Below are 24,250 nucleotides of genomic sequence, written 5' to 3'. Positions count from 1 at the left end.
AACTGAAATGTTCCGAGCCTAGAAGTATGACTTAGCCAGTGTCACCAACAAGCTAAACATGCTTAATACTCTCAACTTGTCAGACGCAACAAAAGGTCAAAGCATTTAGGTATAGTCAAAAAAATAGAGCCACCGAAGTGACTCTATTGCTTTTATTTTTCAATTTCTTTTTACAATCGCTTTTTAGCTAATGTTCTTATGCTAATTCACATCTGTTTTACAATGTAAATTAGTCTAGCTCAACTAGGTTCTTCTCGAACTCAGCGTGTTGCTTCTTAACTTCGTCTTCAGGCTCGCCAGTAATTAGGCTCACGATAACGATAGAAAGCGTCGATAGGATGATTCCCGGTACGATTTCGTACACATCGAACCAACCGCCCGTGAACTGCTTCCAAAGAACAATCGTAACACCACCAACCACGATACCCGCTAGAGCGCCGTTACGGTTCATACGAGGCCAGTAAAGGCTCAATACGATAGCTGGACCAAACGCAGCACCGAAACCAGCCCATGCGTAAGATACAAGGCCAAGTACTGAACTGTCTGGCGTCATCGCTAGCACAAGAGCAATCAGAGAAATTAGGATAACCGCGAAACGGCCAACACGAACAATCTCTTCTGACGTTGCGTCTTTCTTCAGAATTTGCTTGTACAAGTCTTCTGCCATTGCAGATGAAGAAACAAGAAGCTGTGAATCAGCAGTACTCATGATTGCCGCTAGGATTGCAGCAAGTAGGATACCGGCGATTACTGGGTGGAACATTGCGTTAACAAGAAGCATGAAAATCTTCTCGCCATCGTCTAGCTTAGGCGCGCCAGAGTTAGTCACGTAGATTAGACCAACAAGACCCACTAGCATTGCACCAACCATAGACAATGCAGTCCAGATAACCGCAATGCGGCGTGCTGTCACAAGATCTTTGTTTGAACGAGTTGCTTTAAAACGAGCCAAGATGTGTGGTTGACCGAAGTAACCCAAGCCCCATGCCGCTAGCGAGATGATCGCAATAGCAGACAGTGGCTCACCTTTCGCATCATTCCATAGCGTTAGAAGCTCTGGGTTGATGTTGTGCAGGTCGCTAGATAGCTGACCAAGGCCACCGTTCATTGCCGCGATTGGTACAATCAATAGCGCAGCCGACATTAGCAGGCCTTGAACTAAGTCAGTCCAAGATACCGCTAGGAAGCCACCAAACAGGGTGTATGAAACCACACATACCGTGCCGATGATTACCGCAGTTGTGTAATCTAGGCCGAATACCGTTTCAAACAATTTACCACCTGCTACCAAGCCTGAACTTGTGTAGAAAAGGAAGAATAAAAGGATAAAGAAAGCAGAAATTGTTTGGATCAGCTTAGAATTATCGTTGAAGCGACGAGATAGGAACTCAGGCAGCGTCAGTGATTCAGTCGTAATGCTGTAAGTACGTAGACGTTTTGCACTGATTAACCAGTTTGCCCAAGTACCAACAAGTAGGCCACCAGCAAGCCAAAATGCTTCAAAGCCAGCAGCGTAAGCGTAACCAGGCAGGCCAAGTAGCAACCAACCACTCATGTCTGATGCACCAGCAGAAAGTGCAGCAGGCCATGGGCCTAACGAACGACCACCTAGGAAGTAGTCAGTTGAGTTAGATGTACGTTTGTAAGCAATAACACCGATCGCTAGCATCATAATTAGATACGCAATGAACGTCGTCGTTATTGCAAAACTGTTTTCTATCATTTGATAGTCCTCATTTTGTAGAAAGCCTTCCATGCCTAATTCAATGCAAGGTACTCACCGTAAAGGCAAGCAAGTGCATTGAGTTAGGTATTGAGGCTCCAAAGCACTCAGGGTTAAATCCAAAAATGGGAAAACCCAAAAATGGAGAAAACCAAAAGTCTTTAGAGCCAATTTTACTGAAGGTTAGTGAGCTTCGCTTCCAAGTTCGAGCAAGGTCGCGTTACCGCCCACGGCTGTTATATTTATAGTTCGCGTACGCTCGGTAATGAAGCGCAGCGATAGGTGTGGGTCATTAGCAACATTCATTGCGGTCAGATCCGTTTCAGCCACTAAACCGACGATTGCACCGTCACGCTTAGCAAGCTGTAAATTGATAGCTTGTGCCGTTTGTGAATTACCTACGTAACCCGCGCTTCGCACATCGCAAGACAATAGCTGTTGAGCAGCGTCGTACGAGGCAACCTGCACCAGGTTGGTTGGTAGATTCGCTTGTTTCGCGGCATCTGCAATTAAGGTATTGAACTGCACGTCATCACTGCACAATTGAACGCTGTTACCTGCCAATAGTGCAGCAGTAATCATCGCTGTTGCAGTTTGCAGTGCGGGCACCTTCTCTTCGCAATCATCAACAATCACCAAAGCCACACCGCGGCCTGCGGCATACAACTCATTGGTTTCGCCCGTAGGACCTGCCATTAGGTGATGTTCAGAAAGCAGCGCAGACGCTTGCTCTAGATGATAAGTTGCCACTGCAGCCAAAGGCACAGATTGACTTTCGATCTCTGATTTCAGCGCAAGTACCTGAGCACTCTTGTAATCAAAGTCGGTAAGATTCCATTGTTCCCACGCTAGCAAAGCATCAGAAAAACCTGTCACTTGATGAACCATGATACTGCTCCTTATGCCTTGTCTTGTGATTGAGAGAAATGAACATCTGTAAAACGGTATAGGTAGTGAGGACCACCCGCTTTAGGGCCAGTACCTGACAAGCCTTGACCACCAAATGGCTGAACCCCAACAACGGCGCCCACTTGGTCACGGTTGATGTAGCAGTTACCCACACGAACGTGTTTTTCGATCCAACGATAAGTTGTCTCGTTACGACTGTGGATACCCATGGTTAGGCCAAAGCCCGTTTGGTTAATTTGGTCTACAACTTGCGTCAACTCACTCGCTTTGAAGCGAACGATGTGTAGCACAGGGCCAAACTGTTCTTCTTTCAAGCAGCTGATGTCATCAATTTCAAAAGCACTTGGTGGAACAAAATCACCATGTTCACAATCCGTACCTAGAGAAAGTTGAGCCACCTTCTTCTGGGTATTGGTCATGTTTTCTAAGTGCGCCAACAACTTCTGTTTCGCATTTTGGTCGATAACAGGGCCAACATCCGTTTTATGAAGATGTGGGATACCCACACTCAATTCGTCCATTGCACCGTGAATCAATGCAACCACGCGGTCTGCGATGTCTTCTTGAATGTAAAGCACACGCAGCGCAGAACAACGTTGACCTGCTGAAGCGAATGCAGAACGAATAACATCACGAACAACCTGTTCAGGCAGTGCGGTACTGTCGACGATCATCGCGTTTTGGCCACCTGTTTCCGCAATAAACGGAACTGGCTTAGCGTTACGAGTAGCTAATGACACATTGATACGCTGTGCCGTTGGCGTAGAACCCGTAAAGGCAACGCCCGCAATCGCATCATGGCTTGTTAGTGCACTGCCGATCTCAGCACCGCGACCCGGTAGTAATTGAATGGTGCCAGCAGGGAAACCCGCTTCATTCATCAGTTCAACCGCGCGAGCTGCAATCAAGCTTGTTTGCTCGGCAGGCTTAGCCACAACCGTGTTACCCGCAACCAAAGCTGCTGTAATTTGGCCAAGGAAGATGGCTAGAGGGAAGTTCCAAGGGCTAATACAAACGAACACACCACGACCTTGTCGTGAAGCGATTCGTGTTTGGTCATCAAAACCTTTTAGTTCGAAACCTTGTAGGTTATCCGCTTGTTTTGCGTAGTAACGACAGAAGTCGACCGCTTCACGCACTTCATCAACGCTGTCGTGAATCGTCTTACCTGCTTCTTGATGACAAATTGCCACCAGCTCAGCAAGGTTGTCTTCCATCAGGTCAGCCAGCTTATCAAGCGCTGCCGCTTTGGTTTCAACTGAAGTTGCGTTCCAATCAGCAAATGCTGCATCTGCGCCAGTGATCGCTACGGAAACATGATCAAGGTTAGCGAAAGCCACCTGACCTACATTAATACGACGATCATAAGGTGCAGTCACTTGCTCAACATTCTGATCAGCCTTGATCATGCTTTCGGTAAGAGATTCACCGTTGATCACAGGGCCCGCTGTCCATTGGTTGTTTAAGAAGCCTTTTACTTGCTCTTCAAACTGATGCGCTTCACTTTCAATATCGATGTTCACACCGTAAGAGTTTTTACGCTCAGGGAATACCGCTGGAGGCAGAGGAATCTTAGTGTTGTGCAGCGTATCGAATGCAAGAAGCATATCGACAGGGTGTTGGGTCAGCTCTGCCACAGGGCAACGAGCATCAACTAAACGGTGTACAAACGAGCTGTTTGCGCCGTTCTCTAGCAAGCGACGTACTAGGTATGGCAGTAAATCTTTATGGCTGCCAACCGGTGCGTAGATACGTACCGACTGTTGGTAAGCTTCCATCGCATGGTTGTACAGAGAATCACCCATGCCGTGTAAGCGTTGGAATTCAAAGTCTTTATGCTCGGTCATTACGGCAATAGCTGAAACCGTATGAGCATTGTGGCTCGCAAACTGCGGGAAGATATTGCCGCGAACACTTGGGCTCAATAGGTAACGCGCACAAGCAAGATAAGCTACGTCTGTCGCTTCTTTACGAGTGTAAACTGGGTAATCAGTGAAACCAGCCTGCTGTGACCATTTGATTTCGCTGTCCCAGTAAGCACCTTTAACTAAGCGAAGCGGGATTAAATCACCCTGCTCTTTCGCTAGGCGGTTTAGCCATACTAGAACCGGAAGTGCACGCTTTGAGTATGCTTGAATAACCAAACCAAATTTACCCCAACCTTTTACAAGGTCAGTGCGGTACAGTTTTTCGAATAATTTAAGAGAAAGCTCTAAGCGATCCGCTTCTTCCGCATCAATCGTAATTGCAACATCGAGCTCTACTGCTCGGCGCAATAACTGCTCTAGCGTGTCGCAAAGTTCAGTCAGTACGCGGTCTTCGTTCGCCACTTCATAACGTGGGTGAAGCGCAGAAAGCTTGATAGATACCGATGGCGCAGGGCTCGATTTTGAAGAGACATACGTGTCTCGACCTACGGCTTCAATCGCCATTAGGTAATCTTTGAAGTATTTGTTTGCGTCTGCCGTGGTCAGTGCTGCTTCACCTAACATGTCGTATGAGTAGGTAAAACCTTTGTCACGCATAGACTTACCGTTCTTTTGCGCTTCAGCAATGCTACGGCCAAGAACGAATTGGTGACCCATCACCTTCATCGCTTGGTGCATCGCTTTACGAATCACCGGCTCAGAAAGCTTGTTCACTAAGCGGTTAACGGCTTGACCCGCACTCTGCTCGTTAGATGAAAGTCCAACAACCTTGCCTGTTAGCATTAGGCCCCAAGTGGATGCGTTAACAAACACTGAGTCAGAATTCTTTAGGTGAGATTTCCAATCCGCAACGCTGAGTTTGTCGCGAATCAGTGCATCAGCGGTTGCCGAATCAGGAATACGCATCAAGGCTTCCGCCAGACACATTAGCAAGATGCCTTCTTGAGTATCTAGACTGTATTCAAGCAACAGTGCATCGATCATCTGGATAGAAGTCTTATCCGCACGGATAGCTTCGATCAATGATGTCGTTTTGTCTGTGATTTGCTGCTTTTCAGACTCAGAAGGGGTAGCTAGCGGCAGAAGTTGCTCTAGCCATTGGGTTTCATCCACCATATATAATGGTGAGATAAGCGTCCAAAGATCATCAAGCGACTGCTCGTTGAATTCTGGCTTTAACACATCAGTAGCTGTAAACATGCGTTTTCCTTAATCTCACACCCGAAAAGAGTTCGGGATCTCTACAATGGCTGCAGTGTATTTAGAGTATATAAGGATTACTTGTCAAAAACTCCGAGTTTTTTGCTAAAAACTCGCTTTATTAACAAAACAAACACAAGGTCACATATGAAACTTTAATATAAAATGCCGTTTTGTTTTTTTATTTAACAGAAATTTGCTTTTTGTATTGAGATGGTGACATGCCTTGAAGGCGAGAAAAGGTGTGAGTAAAGGAGGATTGACCGGAAAAACCAGCAAGTTCTGCGACCTGACCAAGGCTTAGATTACCTTGTTCAATAAGGCGTCGAGAGCGGTCGATACGCTTTCCTAAAACATATTGGTGAGGGGTAATGCCCATTTGATCTTTAAATAGCATGTGAAATTGGCTTTCGCCCAAGAACACACTGCCTGCAAGCTGCGCGACTGAGATCTTATTAGCCAAGTGTTGTTCGATGTAGCGATCCAACGACTCAAGATCGAAACGCGAATCTTTAATCGAGGTTTCAAATGCCGAGATGTGTCTTTGCATCAACGCAATCACCGTGTCATTACAAGCTCGACTCAACAACAGGTCATCAGGACTGGCCTGCATCTCTTGCACCAACATATGGATAAGCTTTTGAATTTGCGCATCTAATTGGAAGTAGACGTTCGATGATTCTAACTGGTTAATCTTCTCTAGCATCAGAGGGTCATCATCGGTTGGCATAGGCATGTTGAGTACGAGAATATCCGACTGACCAACCACTCCACCGAAAGCATGATCAGAGCGAGCCGTGACTACACAGCCTTGCCCTGGACCGACAAGATTACCTTTACCGCTCACTTCAAATTCCGCCTGACCTTTTAAACCAATGACTACCTGCGAATAATGGTGATCGTGACAATCCATATGCGAAGGCAAAGTAATGATCTCCGCAGGGCGAGGGCCAGTAAGGCTTAGCGGGGACAAGTCAAAGTTCGGAAAGGGTAACGGTTTAGGCATAACATCAAAATACTCAGGTCGACATAGTAAGAATAATACTCTGAAATCTGCATAAGATGAATTTGTAAATGATCATGAGAGTCATTTCCTCGCCTTAAACAAAAGATCATTATCGAGATCGTCTTGATCATGCCTCCGGAAAGATGATCAAGAGTGCACAAACTACGGGCATTGTAAAACCAATCGTTCCGGTGAGTTTAGGGGCTTCACAAGCAATCACACCGACAAGCAAACCGTGCCACCAATAAATACTTTGTCGCCGCAACATAATGAATAAATTTTCTTATATAGCTCAAATAATTGGCGATAAACCTGCAAAAAGTGTATCCGAAGTACCGAAACTTGGCTTTTGAGTAGATTGGATAGCAATAAAACGGTATAAAGACGGGTACTGTGTTAATTGCTAATAACTAGTGACTCACAACTAGGAAGTAGACACTTTATTAACGAGCCAATTTTCAATCTACAAGTTGCAGGGACCTATGACTAACTTTCGAATTTCAGCGCTTTTACTCGCGCTATCCCCACTTTGGGTATCTGCATCGGTATCCGCTGAAGAACTGAATCAAGTCGATCCCGTTTCAGCTATCGATGCAAAGCTAACAGAGAAAAACTCAGATATTGAGCGTATTTCAGCAACCAAAGTATCGGCGACTGAAAACCTAAAACAACTTCAAAATAAGAACAGCAAGTTGTTACGCGAAGGTGAAGAACTTAAGGCAAAACGTAACAGAGCCAAGTCTGTACTCGACAAACAGTACAGTCGCTTGCTTGAAGATCCAGAAACGGATTTGGTCTCTTTCCAGAAAAGTTACCAAGACGCTTGGGCTGCGGTTAAAGAGAATCAATCGTCTCAGCTAGATAACGAACAAGCGATGAACGAGAGCGAAATTCACCTTTCTCAAATCAAGCAAAAGCAAGCTCGCCTGAATAATGAGCTAGCTAACTTGAGAGAGTCGAAAGTTGAAGCTCGCGTTAAACGTATTGCATCAGAACTTCGCGAAAGTACCGTTCTTGAAACCAGCTACACCACCACATGTTCATCAACGATGACATTGGGTGAATGTACTGCTCAAGGTAAACACCTGACCAATCAAAAAGCGGTGAAAACGTTCAAGAGCCAATTACTTGAGCAGCTCACGGAAAGTTCATTAGCAAAACAGAACTTGCAAGGTGTTCAACTGAACATCCATGTTCAAGACAGCCAAGCGATCAAGAGTGGCTTTTCTGGTAACAACTCTTATTTCATGCAGATGCAGGCTCAGCTTCAAGCAAAACCTGAAGCGGTTGCAGCATGTAACTTATTGAACGTTTCAACGCGCTACTGTTTAACGGGCAGTGACGCAGCAGTCGTTAAGAAGAGTGACAAACAATGGGCTAACGTGACGGTACGTTCTGATCAGTACAATGACTCAGTGACCATCAACGGCATTAAGTATGGCAGCACCCCTCTTGAGGTTGCGCTACCAAGTGGTCGTCACCAAGTAACCATTTCAAAACAAGGTTACGAGTCTTACAACCGCACAGTTACCATCAACGGTAGCGACACTATTTGGGTTAAGCTTCTTCCTAGCAAGGAAAGCTAAGTCCAGTATGAATAGCTCAGCGCTCTAATTAAGATAGCCGTGCCTATTTCACAAAGCTGAATGAATACTCGCCATTTTGTTGGTAGTTATAATCTGTACGGTCGTTATAACCTTGTTTGATCGTTATAAACAGTAGCTGCAGACGAAATGGCGTTTTCGTTTAGAATATTCGATTAACCTAAATTACGATTGAAGTAGCCCATCATGCGCCAAGGTCTTCCTACTCTACTATTTGCACTTGCTCCCTGCCTAATGACTCCTGCTGTTTTCGCTGAGGCGACACCACCAGCGATCGCGTCTTCTGTCAGCGACATTGAAAGCTCACTTTTCGAAAAGCATGCCGAGTTAACGGCTGTTGAGAAGAAACTAGCTGACAAACAAAATGAAGTCGACAATCAAGCGCAGCAAACGGCACGTCTAGCCAAGTTATCGGCTCAAGCAGAGCTAACACTCGCCGAAGCGAAAGCCAGCCTAGAGCAAGATTACACGCGCATGATTGATGAGCCCGATTTCGATATCTCGCCGGCTCAAAACCGCTTCCAAGACGCTTGGAAAACCGTAAAAGAGAACAAGCTTGCGATGTCTGATTCTGAACAGAAACAGCAAGGCTTAATGATGGAGCTTGAGGCTATCCAAGCCGAGAAAACGGCGGCAGAAGCTTCAATCGCTAATCTGAACCAAAATAAGCTAAGAGCAAGAGCTGAGCGACTCAGAAACGAGATCACTCAGACGAAAGAGCAAACCGTTAGCTTTACGAACCGTTGCAGCAGCGATATGACACTGGCGCAATGTTCAGACCAAACGGTGACCTTGGCACTTCAAAAAGCGGTAAAACAATTCCAGCACAGCCTGGTGGACAACGCGACCGAATCGAAAACAGTGAAAGAACACCTTGCGTCTGCTTCATTGAATATTCACGTTCTGCAACACAAAGTGAAATCCTCAGGCTTCTCTGAAGATAACCGTTACCGAGCGGTGATTGCGGCGAACCTAGAAACTCGTCCAGATAAGAACACACCTTGTCGTCTGCTTGGTATTCAGTCATCAAACTGTTTCACTCAAAGCGAGCAACAAGCCAACGACCAGCAAAAAGAAGTCGCTTGGGTTAACTTGGTGGTTCGTTCAAATCAATACAACGACAAGGTTTCTATCAACGGCGTGAACTATGGCAGCACACCCGTTGAAGTGATGTTACCAACAGGCCAGCACATGGTCACGATCGAGAAAGAGGGTTACCTTTCTTTCCACCAAGAGCTGAAGATAGCCCGCGATCACAACCTACGAGCCGTATTACAGGCCAAGCAGAACTCATTGAATGTCGGTACCAAGTTTGCAGACCCGATGGGAAACAACATTCAGAGCCCTGAAATGATTGTTGTCGGCTCAGGTCGCTACCTACTCGGTGAAAACAACGCACAACAAGTGACGATCAAACAGCCGTTTGCATTAGCCGCAACTCCAACCCGTGTTCAAGACTTTAGAACATTTGTTGACAGCACTGGCTACCAGACAGACGCTGAGCTGATGAACACCTGCGATACGTTCGTGAATGCAGAGATCACAACCGTTTCGGACAATGACTGGCAAAGCCCTGGCTTTAAACAAGCAGATAACTCACCCGTTGTATGTGTCAGCCAAAATGATGCAAAAGCGTATACTCGTTGGTTATCTCAAAATACCGGCTTCACTTACCGTTTACCTACACCACAAGAGTGGGAAGCTGCAGCAAGAGCAGGTCAAGACACCAACTTCTGGTGGGGTAACGAGTTCCGCTCAGGTAAGGCCAACACTGGCTGGGCGGGTACGCCTTGGTCAAACGTTAGCACATCTCCAGTTAAATCATTCCTGCCAACACCAACAGGCTTCTACGACATGGTGGGTAACGTATGGGAATGGACAACCATTCAGAAAGGTTTAGCGAAAGGTGGCGCGTGGAGCTTCTCTCCAGAAGAGGCAAAAGTGTTTAACGAACTGTACGTACCGCCTTCAACGGCAGCGAACTATCTAGGATTCCGAGTAGTACGAGAGCTGTAGGCTCTCAATCACAGGCTCAGCATCTCAAATATTTACTCTAAGTTCTCAATTATCACATTGAGCAGCATTTATAGGGGAATTCCCCCCTTATGCATAAGCATTCCTAGGAGTAGATTCGTCGATAGAGTAGTAAGTCACTCTGGGTATCAAATTGATGCCTCAGTTTAATTTACCTGACCCTCGTAAATTAAGCTGAAAATCTTCTACATGTCGACAAGGCATATCTTGTCTTTAGCCAGCCCCTCTTCAGGCTGGCTTTTTTTTGCCTGTTTATCACCCTTTCTGCCCACCTATTCCCCGTGATTGAAGCAGTTAGTCAACAATCTGTTTAACTGTCATTCACCCCCTATTTTTCGAGCAGAGTACAAACTCTAATTGCCATTGCAGCGCTATAAGAAACTGATATTATTGCTATACCTCTGCTTACGAGATAAAACCTTGCCAGATCCATTCAACTCCATACATCGTTCTTTATTTGAACAACTTCCAGGTTGCTGGGGCTGCAAAGATACTGATTCGGTCTTCGTGTACGCAAACCTTGACTACAACAAACTGATTGGCTTAAAACCCGATGAGACTTGTACTGGTTTGACCGACTTCGACATGCCCAGTCAAACCATTGAGTGCGCGCAAGATTTCAGGGCTCAAGACAAACATGTGATGGACACACGCAGCACCCTTAAAATCCTCGATATTCACCCCTATCCAGACGGACGCTGGCACGCCCATATCTTTACCAAAACCCCTTGGCTTGATGATAACGACAATGTCCAAGGCACTATCTTCTATGGGCAAGAGCTCACTGATACTGCGATCTTAGAAGTCGGCCACTGGGTTTGTCAGGCAACAGGAGCGAAAGGTAATCAAGCATCACTTGCGGGATCAGAGCCGCGCGTGTCTAAGCTGCAAAAGCGGCTGACTTCGCGAGAATCAGAGGTGTTGTTCTTACTGCTTTTCGGCAAGAAGCCTCAATACATTGCGTCTACGTTAGACATTTCAATCAAAACGGTCGAAGGTCATGTCGCCAGATTGAAACAGAAGTTCGATGCACGCAGCAAAAGTCAATTGATTGAGTATGCATTGGACTCGGGCTTAGGCTCCGTGATCCCAGAAACTCTGCTCAATAAACAGATCTCCGTTGTGCTGCACAGTGATAAATGAGTTGAATGACCAACTCGTCGATGAACCTAGGAATGTACAGATAAAAAAATACCGCTGCTTGATGTTTCTAATCACCAAGTCAGCGGTATTTTTGTATGTTCTATTCGGTGTAGACTACTTAAGATCCGTAAGCCTAAGGCGCTAGACGATCAATATCCCAGCTATTGTCTTGGCGTGAGAACAAGAATCGGTCATGCAAGCGGTGTTCACCACCCTGCCAAAACTCAATGCTATCCACGCGAACTCGGAAGCCACCCCAGAAAGAAGGCACCGGAATCTCTCCTTTAGCAAACTTCTGTTTAAGCTCTAGATACTTACCTTCTAAAATGCCACGAGCTGAGATACGGCTACTCTGCTTACTTGCAATCGCGGCCAATTGGCTCTCTTTTGGACGTGACGAGAAGTACTTCATGTTTTCCATTGCTGTCAGCTTTTCAGCGGTGCCAGTAATGTGAACTTGTCGTTCTAGAGGATGCCAAGGGAAGTGCAAACTGATTTTACTGTTGTGCTCAAGCTGATGCGCTTTACGGCTACCTAAGTTGGTGTAAAAAACGAAACCGTCTTTATCAACATTCTTTAGCAAAACAATTCGTTGGAATGGCTGACCATTTTCATCAACCGTGGCAACTGTCATGGCAGTAGGGTCAGTCATCTTAGCTTCGATGGCTTGCTCTAACCATAGATTGAATTGCTCAATAGGGTCTGCGGCTAAGTCTTTACGTCTCAGTCCACCCTTAGCATATTCACGACGAATATCTGTCAGTTCCATTTCGTTGCTCCTTTCAATTTTTTGTGATTTTGCGCTGTAATCCTTTGAAACACAAGTCTAAGCCATGGTTTTGTCTCACAGAAGGTGTTCGGTGTTAACAAGATCTCGGTACTCAATCAATCATATTGATAATCTTTATACAAACCGATTACACGCTGAGATCCAAGTGACCAAGATACTGCCTAACCTAATGACTCCTTTTGTTTTATTCTCATTATTATTGGGAACTGCAGGACTGACTGCAACCCACTTTATGGCAGTACAATTCCAAGAAAAAATCGTCACTCAGCAACTCAATGAAGCGGCCAATAAAGCCAATCTACAAATCGATTCTGAACTGGATAAGTTCAAACAGATCCCGGATTTACTCAGCCATGACCCGCGTCTGCTCTCTTATTTTGACTCATCACCACAAACAGACAAAATTTCCGCCACTCAACTCAATCAATTACTGTTTGAATGGTCAAACCAAAGCCAAGCTGACACCATCTATATTCATGACCCGAGCGGCACTGTAGTCGCTTCCAGTAATTACCAAAAGCCTCGTACTTTTGTGGGTGAGAACTTCTCGTTTCGTCCCTACTTTGCTGCAGCCATTCAAGGCAACAATACACAATATGTCGCGCTAGGCGCTCGCTCGAATGTACGCGGTTATTTTTTATCTTCACCACTGTATGTTGAGAATGACATTGTTGGTGTTATCACCGTAAAGGTGAGTTTAGAGAACCTCGAAAACATCCTAACCAGCGACGACTATGAGATCGTGGTACTCGACTCTAACCAAGTGGTGTTTCTATCAAGCCAAGCTCCATGGCTTTACCATTCATTGTTGCCATTAACTCAGCAACAACAAACGGATATCGCACTTCAACGCCAATACGGTCAAAGCGAAATTTCGATCATCGAAGCCTTCCGTTCTTCAAGCTCTCAGTCAGAAGCTAGCAACGTCAATCAATCTAAGAACCTTCAATCCAATGAAATCCGAAAAGAGCTCACCGCTAACCAGCTATTCAAGCTTGGTGCTTTTAATCTTTACCCTGCAACGGTCAGCAACAACCAGTACCAAGTCGTCGCCCTAAAAGAGACCAGAGCTGAGCTTATTAAAGTCGTGCAGATCGATGTCATCTTCGTGGTGATTTACAGCTTGGTGATGCTCATCGCTTGGTCGTGGCGCCAGACTTATCTCGCGAAAGTGGCGTTGACCCGACTCAACCAAAACCTAGAGCAAACCGTTGATAAACGCACTCACTACTTGAAGCAATCCAATCAACAGCTGCAACAAACCCTTTTTCAATACCAAGAGTCGCAGTCGAAGTTGAAACAGACAGAACAAGAGCTGACACAAACCGCAAAATTAGCAGTACTCGGTGAGCTGTCAGCCAGCATTAACCACGAAATCAACCAACCACTTGCAGCGCTGCGAACATACAGTGAGAACAGCTTAAAGCTGCTTGAAATGGAACGGACTGACTTGGTCAAAAGCAATCTCGATAAGATGATTGCTTTGAATACCTCAATTACCGAGATCATCGCGCGTCTTAAAGTCTTCACTCGCAAGGTAACCAAGCAAGAACATCACGTCGCAAACCTGCATCAATCGATCAACAACGCGACCAGTATTCTTAGTGCGCTAATGATCAAACAAGGCATCACGCTAAGGTTAAGCACAGTGCCAGACGACATTAACATTGCGATTCACCCAACCGAGCTCGAACAAGTGCTGGTTAACCTGATTCACAACGCGACTCAAGCGCTTCAACAACAAGTTCTTGAACAGAAAGTCTTGCAGGAGCAACAAAATCTGGAAAACGTAGACCAACAGGCTAGCCCGCAGATAGGCATCGAATGGCAACTGCATCATGACTCTTGTCAGGTGATCATTTGGGATAACGGAATTGGCATGCAGGACGACAAATTAGAAAAGTTGTTCGACCCGTTTTTTACCACTAAACCGGAAGGCTTAGGGCTAGGGCTCTCAATATCGAAACGGATTATTGAGGCGTATCACGGCACGATCAGCGCGAACCGATTAGAGCCTTCAGGCATGGTATTCTCGCTAAACATCCCGTTATATAACGATAAGGGCTAACGGGCTGTTGTTATTGTTGATTAGAAAACGAACGTTACATACTGCTAATCTGACATACAGAAAATCACATACTGTTAAGGACTCGACTTTTGCACTCTATGCCTAAACTCTATTTTGTCGACGATGAACCCGCAATCCGAGACTCCGTAGAACAAGCCATGCTCATTGAAGGCATCGATATCGTCTGCTTTCCCAATGCTATTGAGGCATTGAAGAAAATAGATACCACGCAAGCCGGAATTGTCATCACCGATATTCACATGCCGGTAATGGATGGCATTCAATTAACGCAAAAGTTGCTGAGCCAAAATCCTCATTTTCAGGTCATCGTACTTACCGGACATGGTGACGTGCAAACCGCGGTATCAGCGATGAAAGCTGGCGCTTACGATTTTCTGGAAAAGCCATTTGTGGTCGATGGCCTACTCACCGCGGTAAAAAAAGCCGCAGATAAACTCGCACTGGTTGAAGAGAACAACTTATTGCGTAAAGAGTTGGCGATGCAGAATCAGGTGGGGCCAAAACTGATTGGTCAATCGCCATCCATGCAGGCATTACGCCGAGAACTGATCACTTTAGATACCCAAACTCACCCTCTTCTACTGTTTGTCGGCGATCTCGGGACAGGTAAAAGGGTCACGGCGCAGTACACGCACGATCTACACAGTCATCAATCCGCAGAGCTTTGCCCTGTCGCTGCGTTCAATTTACCACGCAATGACCAAACTACGTTTGATCAGTTTGTCTTGCAATTATTCAGAAAATATCAGGGCGGAACACTTTATATCCATGAAACAGAAGCATTAACTTCACAACAATGGCGCTGGTTGGCGGCTCTAAAACCCACTCTACTTCGTGAAAACTCATGCAAGACCAATGCAACTTGTATCATTATAGCAACCACAATAGTTCCAACTACAATTGTAGGTGAGTTCCGCCGATTTGATTTGCTAACCTTGGCGCAACGAACTGAAGATATTGGCTCCCTGTTTAAGCATTTTGCTCGTGGTGCGGCAAGTCGATATCAGCTGCCGCCACCCGTCATTACAGAAAAAGAGATTCAACGACTCATTGCGACTCATTGGACGGAAAACATTCGTCAGCTTCGCCAACATGCCGAACTCAGAGTGCTGACTCAAATTAAGCAGCCGTCGCTCGACGGTGATACTGGTGAGCAAAGTGACGCGGATGACCGTGACGTGAGCATTGAGGAGCAGCAGCAGTCGTTGAACCAACGCACTGATAGCTTTGAACAAATTATCTTAATTGAGGCACTACATCGCCATCAAGGACGTTTAAAAGAAGTGCAACAAGAGCTGCAAGTGTCGCGAAAGACACTGTATGACAAGCTGAGAAAGCACCAATTGGATAAAACAGATTTCAAGAACCGATAAGTCTTAAAAAATATATAAATTCAAAGATTTAAAGGAGCAAAATCTTAACATTTATCAAAAGTAAGAATACACTCAATAGGCTTGCACTTTTATTTAGCAAACAAGGACTGTCATGAGCCAGAAGAATTACAGCAAATTGAACGAAACCGAACTTGAGTATGTCGATGATAAAACAGCGGCACTACTACTCAATACGCCCACCAGTGCGCGTATTATGTTATGGGTGATCGTTCTGTTTTTTATTGCTGCTATTGGGTGGTCCGCTTGGGCTGAGATCGATAAAGTCACCGTTGGCCAAGGCAAAGTCATCCCCTCTTCCCAAATCCAAGTGGTGCAAAACCTTGAGGGCGGCCTCGTAAAAGAGATATTGGTAAGGGAAGGTCAACGCGTTCAAAAAGGTCAGCAGCTGCTGTTGATCGATGACACTCGATTCCGTTCTGACTTCCGAGAGCGCGAACAACAAGTGGCAAACTTAACTGCCAGCGTGTTAATGCTTTCAGCTTCATTTAACAGCGTGGTCATCAACGAAGAGTTCTCCGTCGAAAACTGGAAACAAAGTGTGTTACTCGACTACGGCAAACTCGCCTTCCCACCAAAGCTATACGAACTTCAACCTAAACTGGTTAATCGCCAAAAAGCCGAATATCGTCAAGACCTAAACAATTTAAGAAACCAACTTTCCGTTTTTGATCAACAAGTTGAACAGAAGCAACAAGACCTTGTTGAAATAAAATCGCGCGTCAATAACTTAAGACAAAGTTACAAATTCGCCCGCCAAGAGTTAGACATAACAAAGCCGCTTGCCGATGAAGGGGTGGTGCCAAGAATTGAACTCCTCAAGCTTCAAAGACAAGTGAATGACACTCGCCGAGAAATGACCTCGAGCGAACTCAAAATCCCTCTTCTACGTTCCGCCATCAAAGAAGCGATGCTCAGCCGTATCGATGCAGCATTGAGCTTCCGCTCAGAACAACAAGAAAAACTGAACCAAGCACAAGACAAGCTCTCTGCAATGACCGAATCTTCGGTTGGCCTTGAAGACAGAGTAAACCGTACCATCGTGGTCTCTCCCGTAACGGGCACAGTCAAAACACTCGGTATTAATACCGTGGGCGGTGTTATTCAGCCGGGTATGGACATTGTTGAGATTGTACCGACTGAAGACTCGCTATTGGTTGAAGCTAAAATCGCTCCGCAAGATATCGCATTCCTACGCCCAGAACTGACCGCCATTGTTAAATTTAGTGCCTATGACTTCACAAAATATGGCGGTTTGGAAGGCGTGCTAGAACACATCAGCGCTGATACTACTCAAGATGAAGAAGGCAATAGCTTCTACATCGTGCGTGTACGTACCGATAAATACAGCTTTGGACACAACGAAGAGTTGCCGATCATTCCTGGTATGACAGCCTCTGTCGATATCATCACGGGCAAGAGAACGGTACTTGAGTACATGTTGAAGCCACTATTAAGCGCTCAAAACAACGCATTAAAAGAGTAAGGACGTTTGATGCTTGATAGCGCCTTTCAATACACAGTGAACAGACAAGAGCAGAGGCTATGAAATCTCGGATTTCGTTATTGTTGCTGGTCCTCACCTCTTTTACCTCAGTGGCGCTCAACAAGAGCGACCAAAGATGGATAGACGCGGTTACTTCAACCTACGGGGAAAGAGCCGGAAAACGAGTGGCAACATGGCGCTCCAATATGACGTCGTACGAAGGGCTAAGTGAAACGGAAAAGCTTGATTCGGTAAACCGGTTCTTCAACCAAATGTACTTTGTCGATGACAACATACTGTGGGGAAAGAATGACTACTGGGCGACACCACTGGAGTTTTTAGGCAGTAACGCGGGTGATTGCGAAGACTTCACTATCGCAAAATACTTCTCTTTACTTGAACTCGGCGTCCCAGATAAAAAATTACGATTGGTGTACGTAAAAGCGCTTGAGTTAAACCAATTCCATATGGTGTTGGCATACTACTCAACACCCAGTGCAGAACCACTAATTTTGGATAACTTAAACCCTGAAATAAAACGCGGTTCTAAACGCGGAGACCTGCGACCGATATACAGTTTCAATGGTAAAAACCTTTGGTTAATTAAGTCGGCAGCAGGCAGCGGTAAGCTGGCAGGGAAATCTTCAAGATTGAGCTTATGGAACGACCTACGTTCTCGTGAGCGCTCTCTCAATTTAAACAAACCCATTATCAATTACGATGAGTAGGTACAATGACTTTATATAAACAGCTTGTGGTCGGGATGGTTGCGGTATTCATACTGCTGATGACGTCAGTTTTTATGATCGAATTCAATACCACCCGTGGATACTTAGAGGAGCAGCAACGCTCTGAGGTAAGTAATACCATTAATACTGTTGGACTGGCTCTCGCCCCTTACCTAGAAGAAAAGGACAAGGTGGCAGTGGAGTCTGTTATCAACGCCCTATTTGATGGCAGTTCTTATTCCGTCGTGCGATTGATTTTCCTAGACACCGGAGATGACATTCTCCGTTCATACCCTGTAAAGCCAACCGGCGTACCAGAGTGGTTTACCAACCTTAACCTATTTGAGCCTGTTCATGACCGCCGCGTGATTACCAGTGGCTGGATGCAACTGGCAGAAGTCGAGATCGTAAGTCACCCTGGTCCTGCCTACGATCAGCTTTGGCAAGCGTTCATCCGCTTACTGAGCATCTTTGGCACGATCTTCTTGCTCGGTTTAGTGTCTATCTCTTGGATCCTTAAACGCGCATTACGCCCGCTCTCGTTGATCATTACCAAGATGGATCAGATCGCGAAGAATCAGTTTGGTGAACCACTGGCTCGCCCGAAAACAAAAGATCTCACCTTAGTTGTCGACGGTATCAACCACATGTCGACCCAAGTTGAACTGGCCTTTAAAAACCAAGCGAAAGAAGCTCAAAAGCTGCGTGAAAGAGCGTATATCGACCCTGTATCTCAGCTAGGCAACCGCGCTTACTACATGTCTCAGTTAACTCAATGGTTAGAAGAGTCGAGTTTAGGTGGCTTAGCCGTACTAAAAGCCGAATTTATTAGTGAAGAGTACGACGAAAAAGGCTATCAAGAAGGTGATGCCTTGGTTCATCAACTGGCTGAACAGCTGCAAGCTTCAATCTCATCGCCAGATATCACCATCGCCCGTATTTCTAGTGACGAATTCGGTTTCATCATGCCAAACATTGATGAAAGCGAACTTAAACTTGTTGCTGGCAGCATCGTAAACTGCATTCAAAACCTAGGCTCAGACCCAACAGGTACGGCGAATCCACACATCGCGCTAGGTGTGACATACAGCAACACGCGAAAAACCAGCACCGAAATCATGTCATTGGTCGATAACGCGCTCTCAAGTGCGAAGGCCAACCGTGAACTGACTTACGGCTACGTAACGGCAGACGATCATGGTGCGGTGATGGGCAAGCAACAATGGCGTATGTTGGTTGAAGAAGCGATCATCAACGACCTTGTCACCTTCCGTCTGCAAGCTGCAAACAATAGCTTTGGCAAAACGTATCACCAAGAAGTGTTCTCTGCGATTGAAAAAGACGGAGTTCGTTACGGTGCAAACCAATATCTATACGCACTAGAACAGTTAGAAATGAGCCACATTCTCGACCAATACGTTATCGAGAAGATGATTGAGAAACTGAATGCGAATGAAGTCACGAGCCCCGTTGCTATCAATATTTCGCCAAGCAGTATTTCTCAGCCAAGCTTCATCCGCTGGATTGGTAAAACTCTTGAACACAATGCCTCAATTGCTCACCTGTTGCATTTTGAGATTCCAGAAAATTGTTTCATCAATGTTCCGCACTACACGGCGCTGCTGTGTAACACGATTCGTAACGCTGAGTCCGTATTCGGTGTCGATAACTACGGACGTAATTTCCAATCATTGGATTACATCAACGAGTACCGCCCAAGCTATGTGAAGTTGGATTACTTGTTTACGCACAACCTTGATGATGAAAAACAGAAATTCACCTTAACGTCGATCTCTAGAACCGCTCACAACCTAGGCATAACCACCATTGCGTCTCGAATAGAAACTCAGACTCAGCTAGATATCCTGTCTGATAACTACGTAGAAGTGTTCCAAGGCTTCATTGTTGATAAATAGTTGTAAGGGTTATATCGCATGCAAGATCCACTATTAAACTCACTGATCTACGTTAGTCGGTATTACGGGTTAGCTAACTCGCCCGAAGCGTTGATCAATGGGCTACCACTATCCGATGGAAAGCTAACCCCTTTCCTATTCCCTCGTTCAGCTGAACGAGCAGGATTAGTGGCGAAAGAAAACCGTTCCGAGTTAGAAAGTATTCCTCACCTGATTCTGCCTGCTATTCTACTTCTCAAACAGGGCGAAGCATGTGTTCTAAATAGTATCGATTTAGAAAAACAAGAAGCAGAGATCATCACCGCAGAAAGCGGGATGGTGCCTATCGTCATTACAATCGATGAACTCAAAGAACAATTCATCGGCCGCTACTTCTTGGTAAAAAAACAATTCCGTTATGATGAACGTTCACCAGAGGTTCTAAAAACACGCAAAGGTCACTGGTTTTGGAGCACTATTTGGGAATCTAAAAACATCTATCGTGACGTGTTGATAGCATCCATTCTGATCAATATCTTCGCCATTGCCGCGCCAATGTTTACTCGTTTGGTGTACGACAAAGTAGTCCCTAACCTTGCCTTTGAAACCCTGTGGGTGTTGGCGAGTGGTATTTTCGTCGTCTTCCTTTTCGATCTGCTTCTCAAGTTAATGCGCAGTTACTTCATTGATGTCGCGGGGAAAAAATCCGATATCCTAATTTCCTCTAAATTGTTCAGTAAAGTTCTGGGGATTCGCATGGAAGCAAAGCCTGCCTCTGTAGGCGCTTTCGCGAAAAACCTGCAAGAATTTGAATCAATCCGTGAGTTCTTTACCTCAGCAACCATTGGCTCGTTAATCGACTTACCATTCGCGCTGATGTTCTTGGCGTTAATTTGGCTGATGGCCGGAAACCTTGTGTTTGTTCCTGTCGTCGGTGTGGTCATTTTGATTATCTATGCACTGTTAATCCAAGGGCCACTGCGTCGTACTATTGAAGAAGGCTCTCGACTTGCTTCTCAGAAGTACGCGAACTTAATTGAGAGCTTGGCTGGGTTAGAGACAGTTAAGCTATTCAGCGCGCAAAGTCAGTTCCAATTCCGTTGGGAAGAAGCGGTTGCGCACATGGCAAACTGGAATATCAAAAGTCGCCGCATCACCGACAGCATCCAAAACACCGCAGGCTTTGTTCAACAAAGTACCAATGTAGGTATGATCATTTTTGGTGTGTACCTCATCGCAGAAGGTGAACTCACTATGGGTGGCTTGATTGCCGCGACCATGTTGAGCGGCCGTGCAATTGGTCCTCTTGTTCAACTGTCTTTGCTTTCTACACGTTACAACCAAGCAAAGTCTTCGATGACCTTGATTGAACAAGTAATGTCGATGCCTGATGAACAGGAAGAAGGTAAGCGCTACATCCACCGTCCGATTATTCAGGGTCATATTGCGCTAGATAAAGTGACGTTCCACTACCCAGACTCGCCTGTCGCTTCTATCAGAGACCTAACCCTTAATATCAAACCCGGAGAAAAAGTAGCGATCATTGGCCGGATTGGTTCAGGCAAGACCACGCTAGAACGTTTGATTATGGGCCTATACAAGCCCACAGAAGGTCATGTGCGCATTGATGACACTGACATGGAACAACTGCATCATGTCGACGTACGACGCAATATAGGCTGTGTACCGCAAGACAGTAACCTGTTCTACGGCTCAGTAAGAGACAACATTACCTTAGGTCGCCCGTTGGTCGATGACCGTGATGTGATGGACGCAGCCAACCGTGCAGGCGTGACCGCTTTTACTCAGCAAGATCCAGCAGGCTTAGAACGCCAAGTGGGCGAAGGTGGTGCTTTGCTATCTGGTGGTCAACGTCAGTCGATTGCCATAGCGAGAGCCTTCTTAGGACGTCCACCCGTGCTTTTGATGGATGAACCGACCAGTGCGATGGATAATCGCTCAGAGATGCACATCAAACATCAACTCAACCAGTTATTGCCAAGCGAGACATTGATTCTTATCACCCACAAAACATCGATGTTGGATATTGTAGATAGAGTGATTGTGATGGAGAGAGGCAGCATTATTGCCGACGGCCCGAAAGCACAAGTTCTGTCAGACTTGAAGCAAGGCAAGGTAAGAGCAGCAAGTTAAAGCGCTCATGTGACTTAAAGAATCTAACTAAATCAATATCAGCAAAAGCAAAGGGGGAGCATCAGCTCACCCTTTTTTTTGTTTTTTCTAATGAGTAGAAAATAGCTCGAACCGCTCTATTCAGAGTCGGTCAATTTCAAAGTATTTCAATTACAACGAGATATCTTCTTGTTCCATTTTGAATGAACATTGAATCTCGTATTGGTTGAACGAGAAAACACTGCCGCCATGGGTTCGCTTGGTGGTGACTGTCTCATCACCAAATTGAATCGTCACTCGCGTATACACCTTTTCATGCGCCTCAACTGTGCACTCGGCAAGGTTGGTTTCAAACTCAGCTTCGAGTGTATCCAACTGCGACTTAGTGTTTTCGATCGCAAGATTATTTTTTTCTCTTTGCTGCTCAATTTCTAGTGCTTGCTCTTCGCTGCGTTCCGCTTTTGGTCGCTTCTTAAATTCGAGCTCTTGGCGAATCACATCCATGGTCTGCTCTTGAGCATGCTTATAAGTTTCTTTCAGCTCAGCTATCTTTTGTCGGTAACCATCGTAACGTGCAAATCCGTGTACCTTGGTTGCAGTATCTCCTTCTACGCCTAAAAAGACACACTCCACTTTCCCACCGACTCTAGCTTCGCCGCCACTGAGCGTACCGTGCTTCTTCAAACTGTCCATCACGATAAGGTTGTTACCACAACGAATATCATTACTCATGCTGTGCACACCCAGTCGAAGGTCGGTGGCGGTTTGGAGTTCGGCGTTCTGCGCGTAGCTTGCTGTGATAGAACCTTTGCTAAACACCTTGCAGCTTTTCGGCTCACCCTCTTTAGTCGTATGACCGATAATCCCCTTCGCGACTTTTATGTCACCCTGTGCTTGGACTTCTGCCGATTCAATAAAGCCACCAACCGTGACACTTCCTGTCGCTTTAACGATCATTCCCGGTTCAATGTTCCCAGAGACAAAGACATTGCCTTTGAATTTAACGTGTCCGGTTGATACATCTACGTTGCTAACACACAAGGCGTCATCTACTTCAATAGTTCTATCTTTGATTATGGGTAATCCAGGAAAGGAAGCGAGTAATAAATTGGGGTCGTCAGGGGAGATGTAGGTGCCCTTTCCAGGCTTAATTAAACTGTCTTGTCCAGGAAGCGGTGGGATAATTCGACCTTGGACGGTAAAGCCAGCGATGCCTTTGGTCGCGGGAGTACGCTTCATCAAGTGATCATTTTGACCAACAGTAATGGTTTGCCCCAAGTCTCGCATATCAATCTTGCCTTCGTCTTTACTGCGAGGCTTCAAGACTTGGCGAGTAATGTCTTCAACCAAGGCGGCAAACTTAGCATCTTTGCCCTTTACTGGCTGCGTCCCTTTCGCGACGGGTTGAGTAAACTTTTCACCGGGTTTAAGCTTGTTACTCATCATCAGCACTTTTCTGAGCGCTAACTTATTAATTCCCTTTGTTATGTGGGCTTGGGCTAAACAGTGAATGATGTCGCTCCCGCGCAGTGCGTGACCATGATGTGGTCCTGTCACCACCAGACTCGCGAGCATCTCGTCATCAGACAGTTCGACGGCAACGCTTGCGTTACGAACTTCGGCAATCAAGACTCCTTCGTAAGCTTCCCCTTTACCTTCTTTGGCAAGAGTGACGAAGCGCAACACCTCTTCTTCAAAAAGAAAATAGTTTGATGCGTCCAAAGCTTCCAAGGTTGGTGGCAACGTCGTGTTATCAAAGCTTGCTTCAACCACAAACCCCGACGGCAGACATGCCATCACTTGTTGCTTGTCTTCTGACAATGTAACAATGTTATCCCACATTCGAATTGAGTATCCCTAATGACTCAGTTGTTATTCAGTCTATATAATTCGTTCTGCGCTGAGTATCACATTATTAGAATAATCAGCGTCACATCACTTACTTTCGATTCTGCAAACATGACTCATAAATAAGACTTACACATTTTATGATCTACTTCGCCTTTACAAATACATAGGGAAATTTTTCAGAATATTTCGTGTGATTGAATGTCTATTCGATATTAGAGCAAGATAGTAAAGGCGAATAGCTTTAGATGATTAAAGGCTGTTGTGGAGAGGTGGAACAGAAGTGATGAAGCTGATAATCAGGGTAAAAACGGATTTCAATATGGAGCTTCAGTTTACAGTG

General features: G+C 45.6%; 15 protein-coding genes. 9 read left to right on the top strand and 6 right to left on the bottom strand.

Features of this window, described 5'->3' with window-relative positions:
• Positions 1–229 precede the first annotated feature (229 nt).
• From putP to AACR09_RS12410, 4 genes are all read right to left on the bottom strand, one after another.
• Positions 230–1,720 carry a sodium/proline symporter PutP gene (gene putP, locus AACR09_RS12425; protein WP_026012326.1) on the bottom strand — a complete coding sequence of 497 codons (1,491 nt, stop codon included), beginning with the start codon at positions 1,718–1,720 and terminating at the stop codon, positions 230–232.
• Between the two features lie 186 nt (positions 1,721–1,906).
• The gene (locus AACR09_RS12420; protein WP_017091972.1) at positions 1,907–2,611 is read right to left on the bottom strand and encodes a 1-pyrroline-5-carboxylate dehydrogenase; all 705 of its coding nucleotides are present in this window, start codon (positions 2,609–2,611) and stop codon (positions 1,907–1,909) included.
• An 11-nt stretch (positions 2,612–2,622) separates the two neighbouring features.
• Positions 2,623–5,760 carry a bifunctional proline dehydrogenase/L-glutamate gamma-semialdehyde dehydrogenase PutA gene (putA, locus tag AACR09_RS12415; protein ID WP_193835071.1) on the bottom strand — a complete coding sequence of 1,046 codons (3,138 nt, stop codon included), beginning with the start codon at positions 5,758–5,760 and terminating at the stop codon, positions 2,623–2,625.
• A gap of 181 nt (positions 5,761–5,941) precedes the next feature.
• Positions 5,942–6,766 (bottom strand): AraC family transcriptional regulator, encoded by an 825-nt coding sequence (locus AACR09_RS12410; RefSeq protein ID WP_017075637.1) that lies wholly within the window; start codon positions 6,764–6,766, stop codon positions 5,942–5,944.
• A 482-nt stretch (positions 6,767–7,248) separates the two neighbouring features.
• On the opposite strand from AACR09_RS12410, the gene AACR09_RS12405 reads away from it, so the two are divergent.
• The 3 genes from AACR09_RS12405 (at position 7,249) to AACR09_RS12395 (ending at position 11,547) form a co-directional block, all read left to right on the top strand.
• A complete protein-coding gene (locus tag AACR09_RS12405; RefSeq protein ID WP_114634445.1) occupies positions 7,249–8,352 on the top strand; it encodes a PEGA domain-containing protein in 1,104 nt (367 codons plus the stop codon).
• A gap of 204 nt (positions 8,353–8,556) precedes the next feature.
• Entirely contained in the window at positions 8,557–10,386 is a 1,830-nt protein-coding gene (locus tag AACR09_RS12400; RefSeq protein ID WP_102489510.1) for a formylglycine-generating enzyme family protein, read from the top strand.
• 375 nt (positions 10,387–10,761) lie between these two features.
• A complete protein-coding gene (locus AACR09_RS12395) occupies positions 10,762–11,547 on the top strand; it encodes a helix-turn-helix transcriptional regulator (protein ID WP_193835070.1) in 786 nt (261 codons plus the stop codon).
• Between the two features lie 133 nt (positions 11,548–11,680).
• On the opposite strand, the gene pdxH is transcribed toward AACR09_RS12395, so the two are convergent.
• The gene (pdxH, locus tag AACR09_RS12390; RefSeq protein ID WP_004732548.1) at positions 11,681–12,316 is read right to left on the bottom strand and encodes a pyridoxamine 5'-phosphate oxidase; all 636 of its coding nucleotides are present in this window, start codon (positions 12,314–12,316) and stop codon (positions 11,681–11,683) included.
• A gap of 166 nt (positions 12,317–12,482) precedes the next feature.
• Between pdxH and AACR09_RS12385 the strand changes: the two genes are divergently transcribed.
• From AACR09_RS12385 to AACR09_RS12360, 6 genes are all read left to right on the top strand, one after another.
• Positions 12,483–14,405 (top strand): sensor histidine kinase, encoded by a 1,923-nt coding sequence (locus tag AACR09_RS12385; RefSeq protein ID WP_193835365.1) that lies wholly within the window; start codon positions 12,483–12,485, stop codon positions 14,403–14,405.
• Between the two features lie 98 nt (positions 14,406–14,503).
• On the top strand, positions 14,504–15,799 hold the full coding sequence (locus AACR09_RS12380) for a sigma-54-dependent transcriptional regulator (protein WP_193835364.1): 1,296 nt from the start codon (positions 14,504–14,506) through the stop codon (positions 15,797–15,799).
• 112 nt (positions 15,800–15,911) lie between these two features.
• Entirely contained in the window at positions 15,912–17,303 is a 1,392-nt protein-coding gene (locus AACR09_RS12375) for an HlyD family type I secretion periplasmic adaptor subunit (RefSeq protein WP_017082895.1), read from the top strand.
• Positions 17,304–17,362: 59 nt separating this feature from the next.
• A complete protein-coding gene (locus AACR09_RS12370) occupies positions 17,363–18,031 on the top strand; it encodes a transglutaminase-like cysteine peptidase (protein WP_181258301.1) in 669 nt (222 codons plus the stop codon).
• Between the two features lie 5 nt (positions 18,032–18,036).
• Complete coding sequence (locus AACR09_RS12365; protein WP_193835069.1) at positions 18,037–19,947, top strand: bifunctional diguanylate cyclase/phosphodiesterase; 1,911 nt, start codon at positions 18,037–18,039, stop codon at positions 19,945–19,947.
• 18 nt (positions 19,948–19,965) lie between these two features.
• Positions 19,966–22,080, top strand: a complete 2,115-nt coding sequence (locus AACR09_RS12360) for a type I secretion system permease/ATPase (RefSeq protein WP_017084947.1) — start codon at positions 19,966–19,968, stop codon at positions 22,078–22,080.
• A gap of 150 nt (positions 22,081–22,230) precedes the next feature.
• Here AACR09_RS12360 and AACR09_RS12355 read toward each other — a convergent pair whose 3' ends face one another.
• On the bottom strand, positions 22,231–23,901 hold the full coding sequence (locus tag AACR09_RS12355) for a DUF342 domain-containing protein (protein WP_054542858.1): 1,671 nt from the start codon (positions 23,899–23,901) through the stop codon (positions 22,231–22,233).
• Positions 23,902–24,250 lie beyond the last annotated feature (349 nt).

The organism is Vibrio sp. OPT20 (assembly GCF_963889365.1).
Classification (GTDB): Bacteria; Pseudomonadota; Gammaproteobacteria; order Enterobacterales; family Vibrionaceae; genus Vibrio; species Vibrio splendidus.
The sequence above is the reverse complement of the archived record's forward strand: the minus strand, read 5'-3'. Positions and strand labels throughout refer to the sequence as shown.

Excerpts from the sequence above, each read along its gene's own strand:
- AACR09_RS12420 (WP_017091972.1), bottom strand. The coding sequence starts at position 2,611 with ATGGTTCATCAAGTGACAGGTTTTTCTGATGCTTTGCTAGCGTGGGAA.
- putA (WP_193835071.1), bottom strand. The coding sequence starts at position 5,760 with ATGTTTACAGCTACTGATGTGTTAAAGCCAGAATTCAACGAGCAGTCG.
- AACR09_RS12410 (WP_017075637.1), bottom strand. The coding sequence starts at position 6,766 with ATGCCTAAACCGTTACCCTTTCCGAACTTTGACTTGTCCCCGCTAAGC.
- AACR09_RS12405 (WP_114634445.1), top strand. The coding sequence starts at position 7,249 with ATGACTAACTTTCGAATTTCAGCGCTTTTACTCGCGCTATCCCCACTT.
- AACR09_RS12400 (WP_102489510.1), top strand. The coding sequence starts at position 8,557 with ATGCGCCAAGGTCTTCCTACTCTACTATTTGCACTTGCTCCCTGCCTA.
- pdxH (WP_004732548.1), bottom strand. The coding sequence starts at position 12,316 with ATGGAACTGACAGATATTCGTCGTGAATATGCTAAGGGTGGACTGAGA.
- AACR09_RS12380 (WP_193835364.1), top strand. The coding sequence starts at position 14,504 with ATGCCTAAACTCTATTTTGTCGACGATGAACCCGCAATCCGAGACTCC.
- AACR09_RS12375 (WP_017082895.1), top strand. The coding sequence starts at position 15,912 with ATGAGCCAGAAGAATTACAGCAAATTGAACGAAACCGAACTTGAGTAT.
- AACR09_RS12370 (WP_181258301.1), top strand. The coding sequence starts at position 17,363 with ATGAAATCTCGGATTTCGTTATTGTTGCTGGTCCTCACCTCTTTTACC.
- AACR09_RS12365 (WP_193835069.1), top strand. The coding sequence starts at position 18,037 with ATGACTTTATATAAACAGCTTGTGGTCGGGATGGTTGCGGTATTCATA.
- AACR09_RS12360 (WP_017084947.1), top strand. The coding sequence starts at position 19,966 with ATGCAAGATCCACTATTAAACTCACTGATCTACGTTAGTCGGTATTAC.
- AACR09_RS12355 (WP_054542858.1), bottom strand. The coding sequence starts at position 23,901 with ATGTGGGATAACATTGTTACATTGTCAGAAGACAAGCAACAAGTGATG.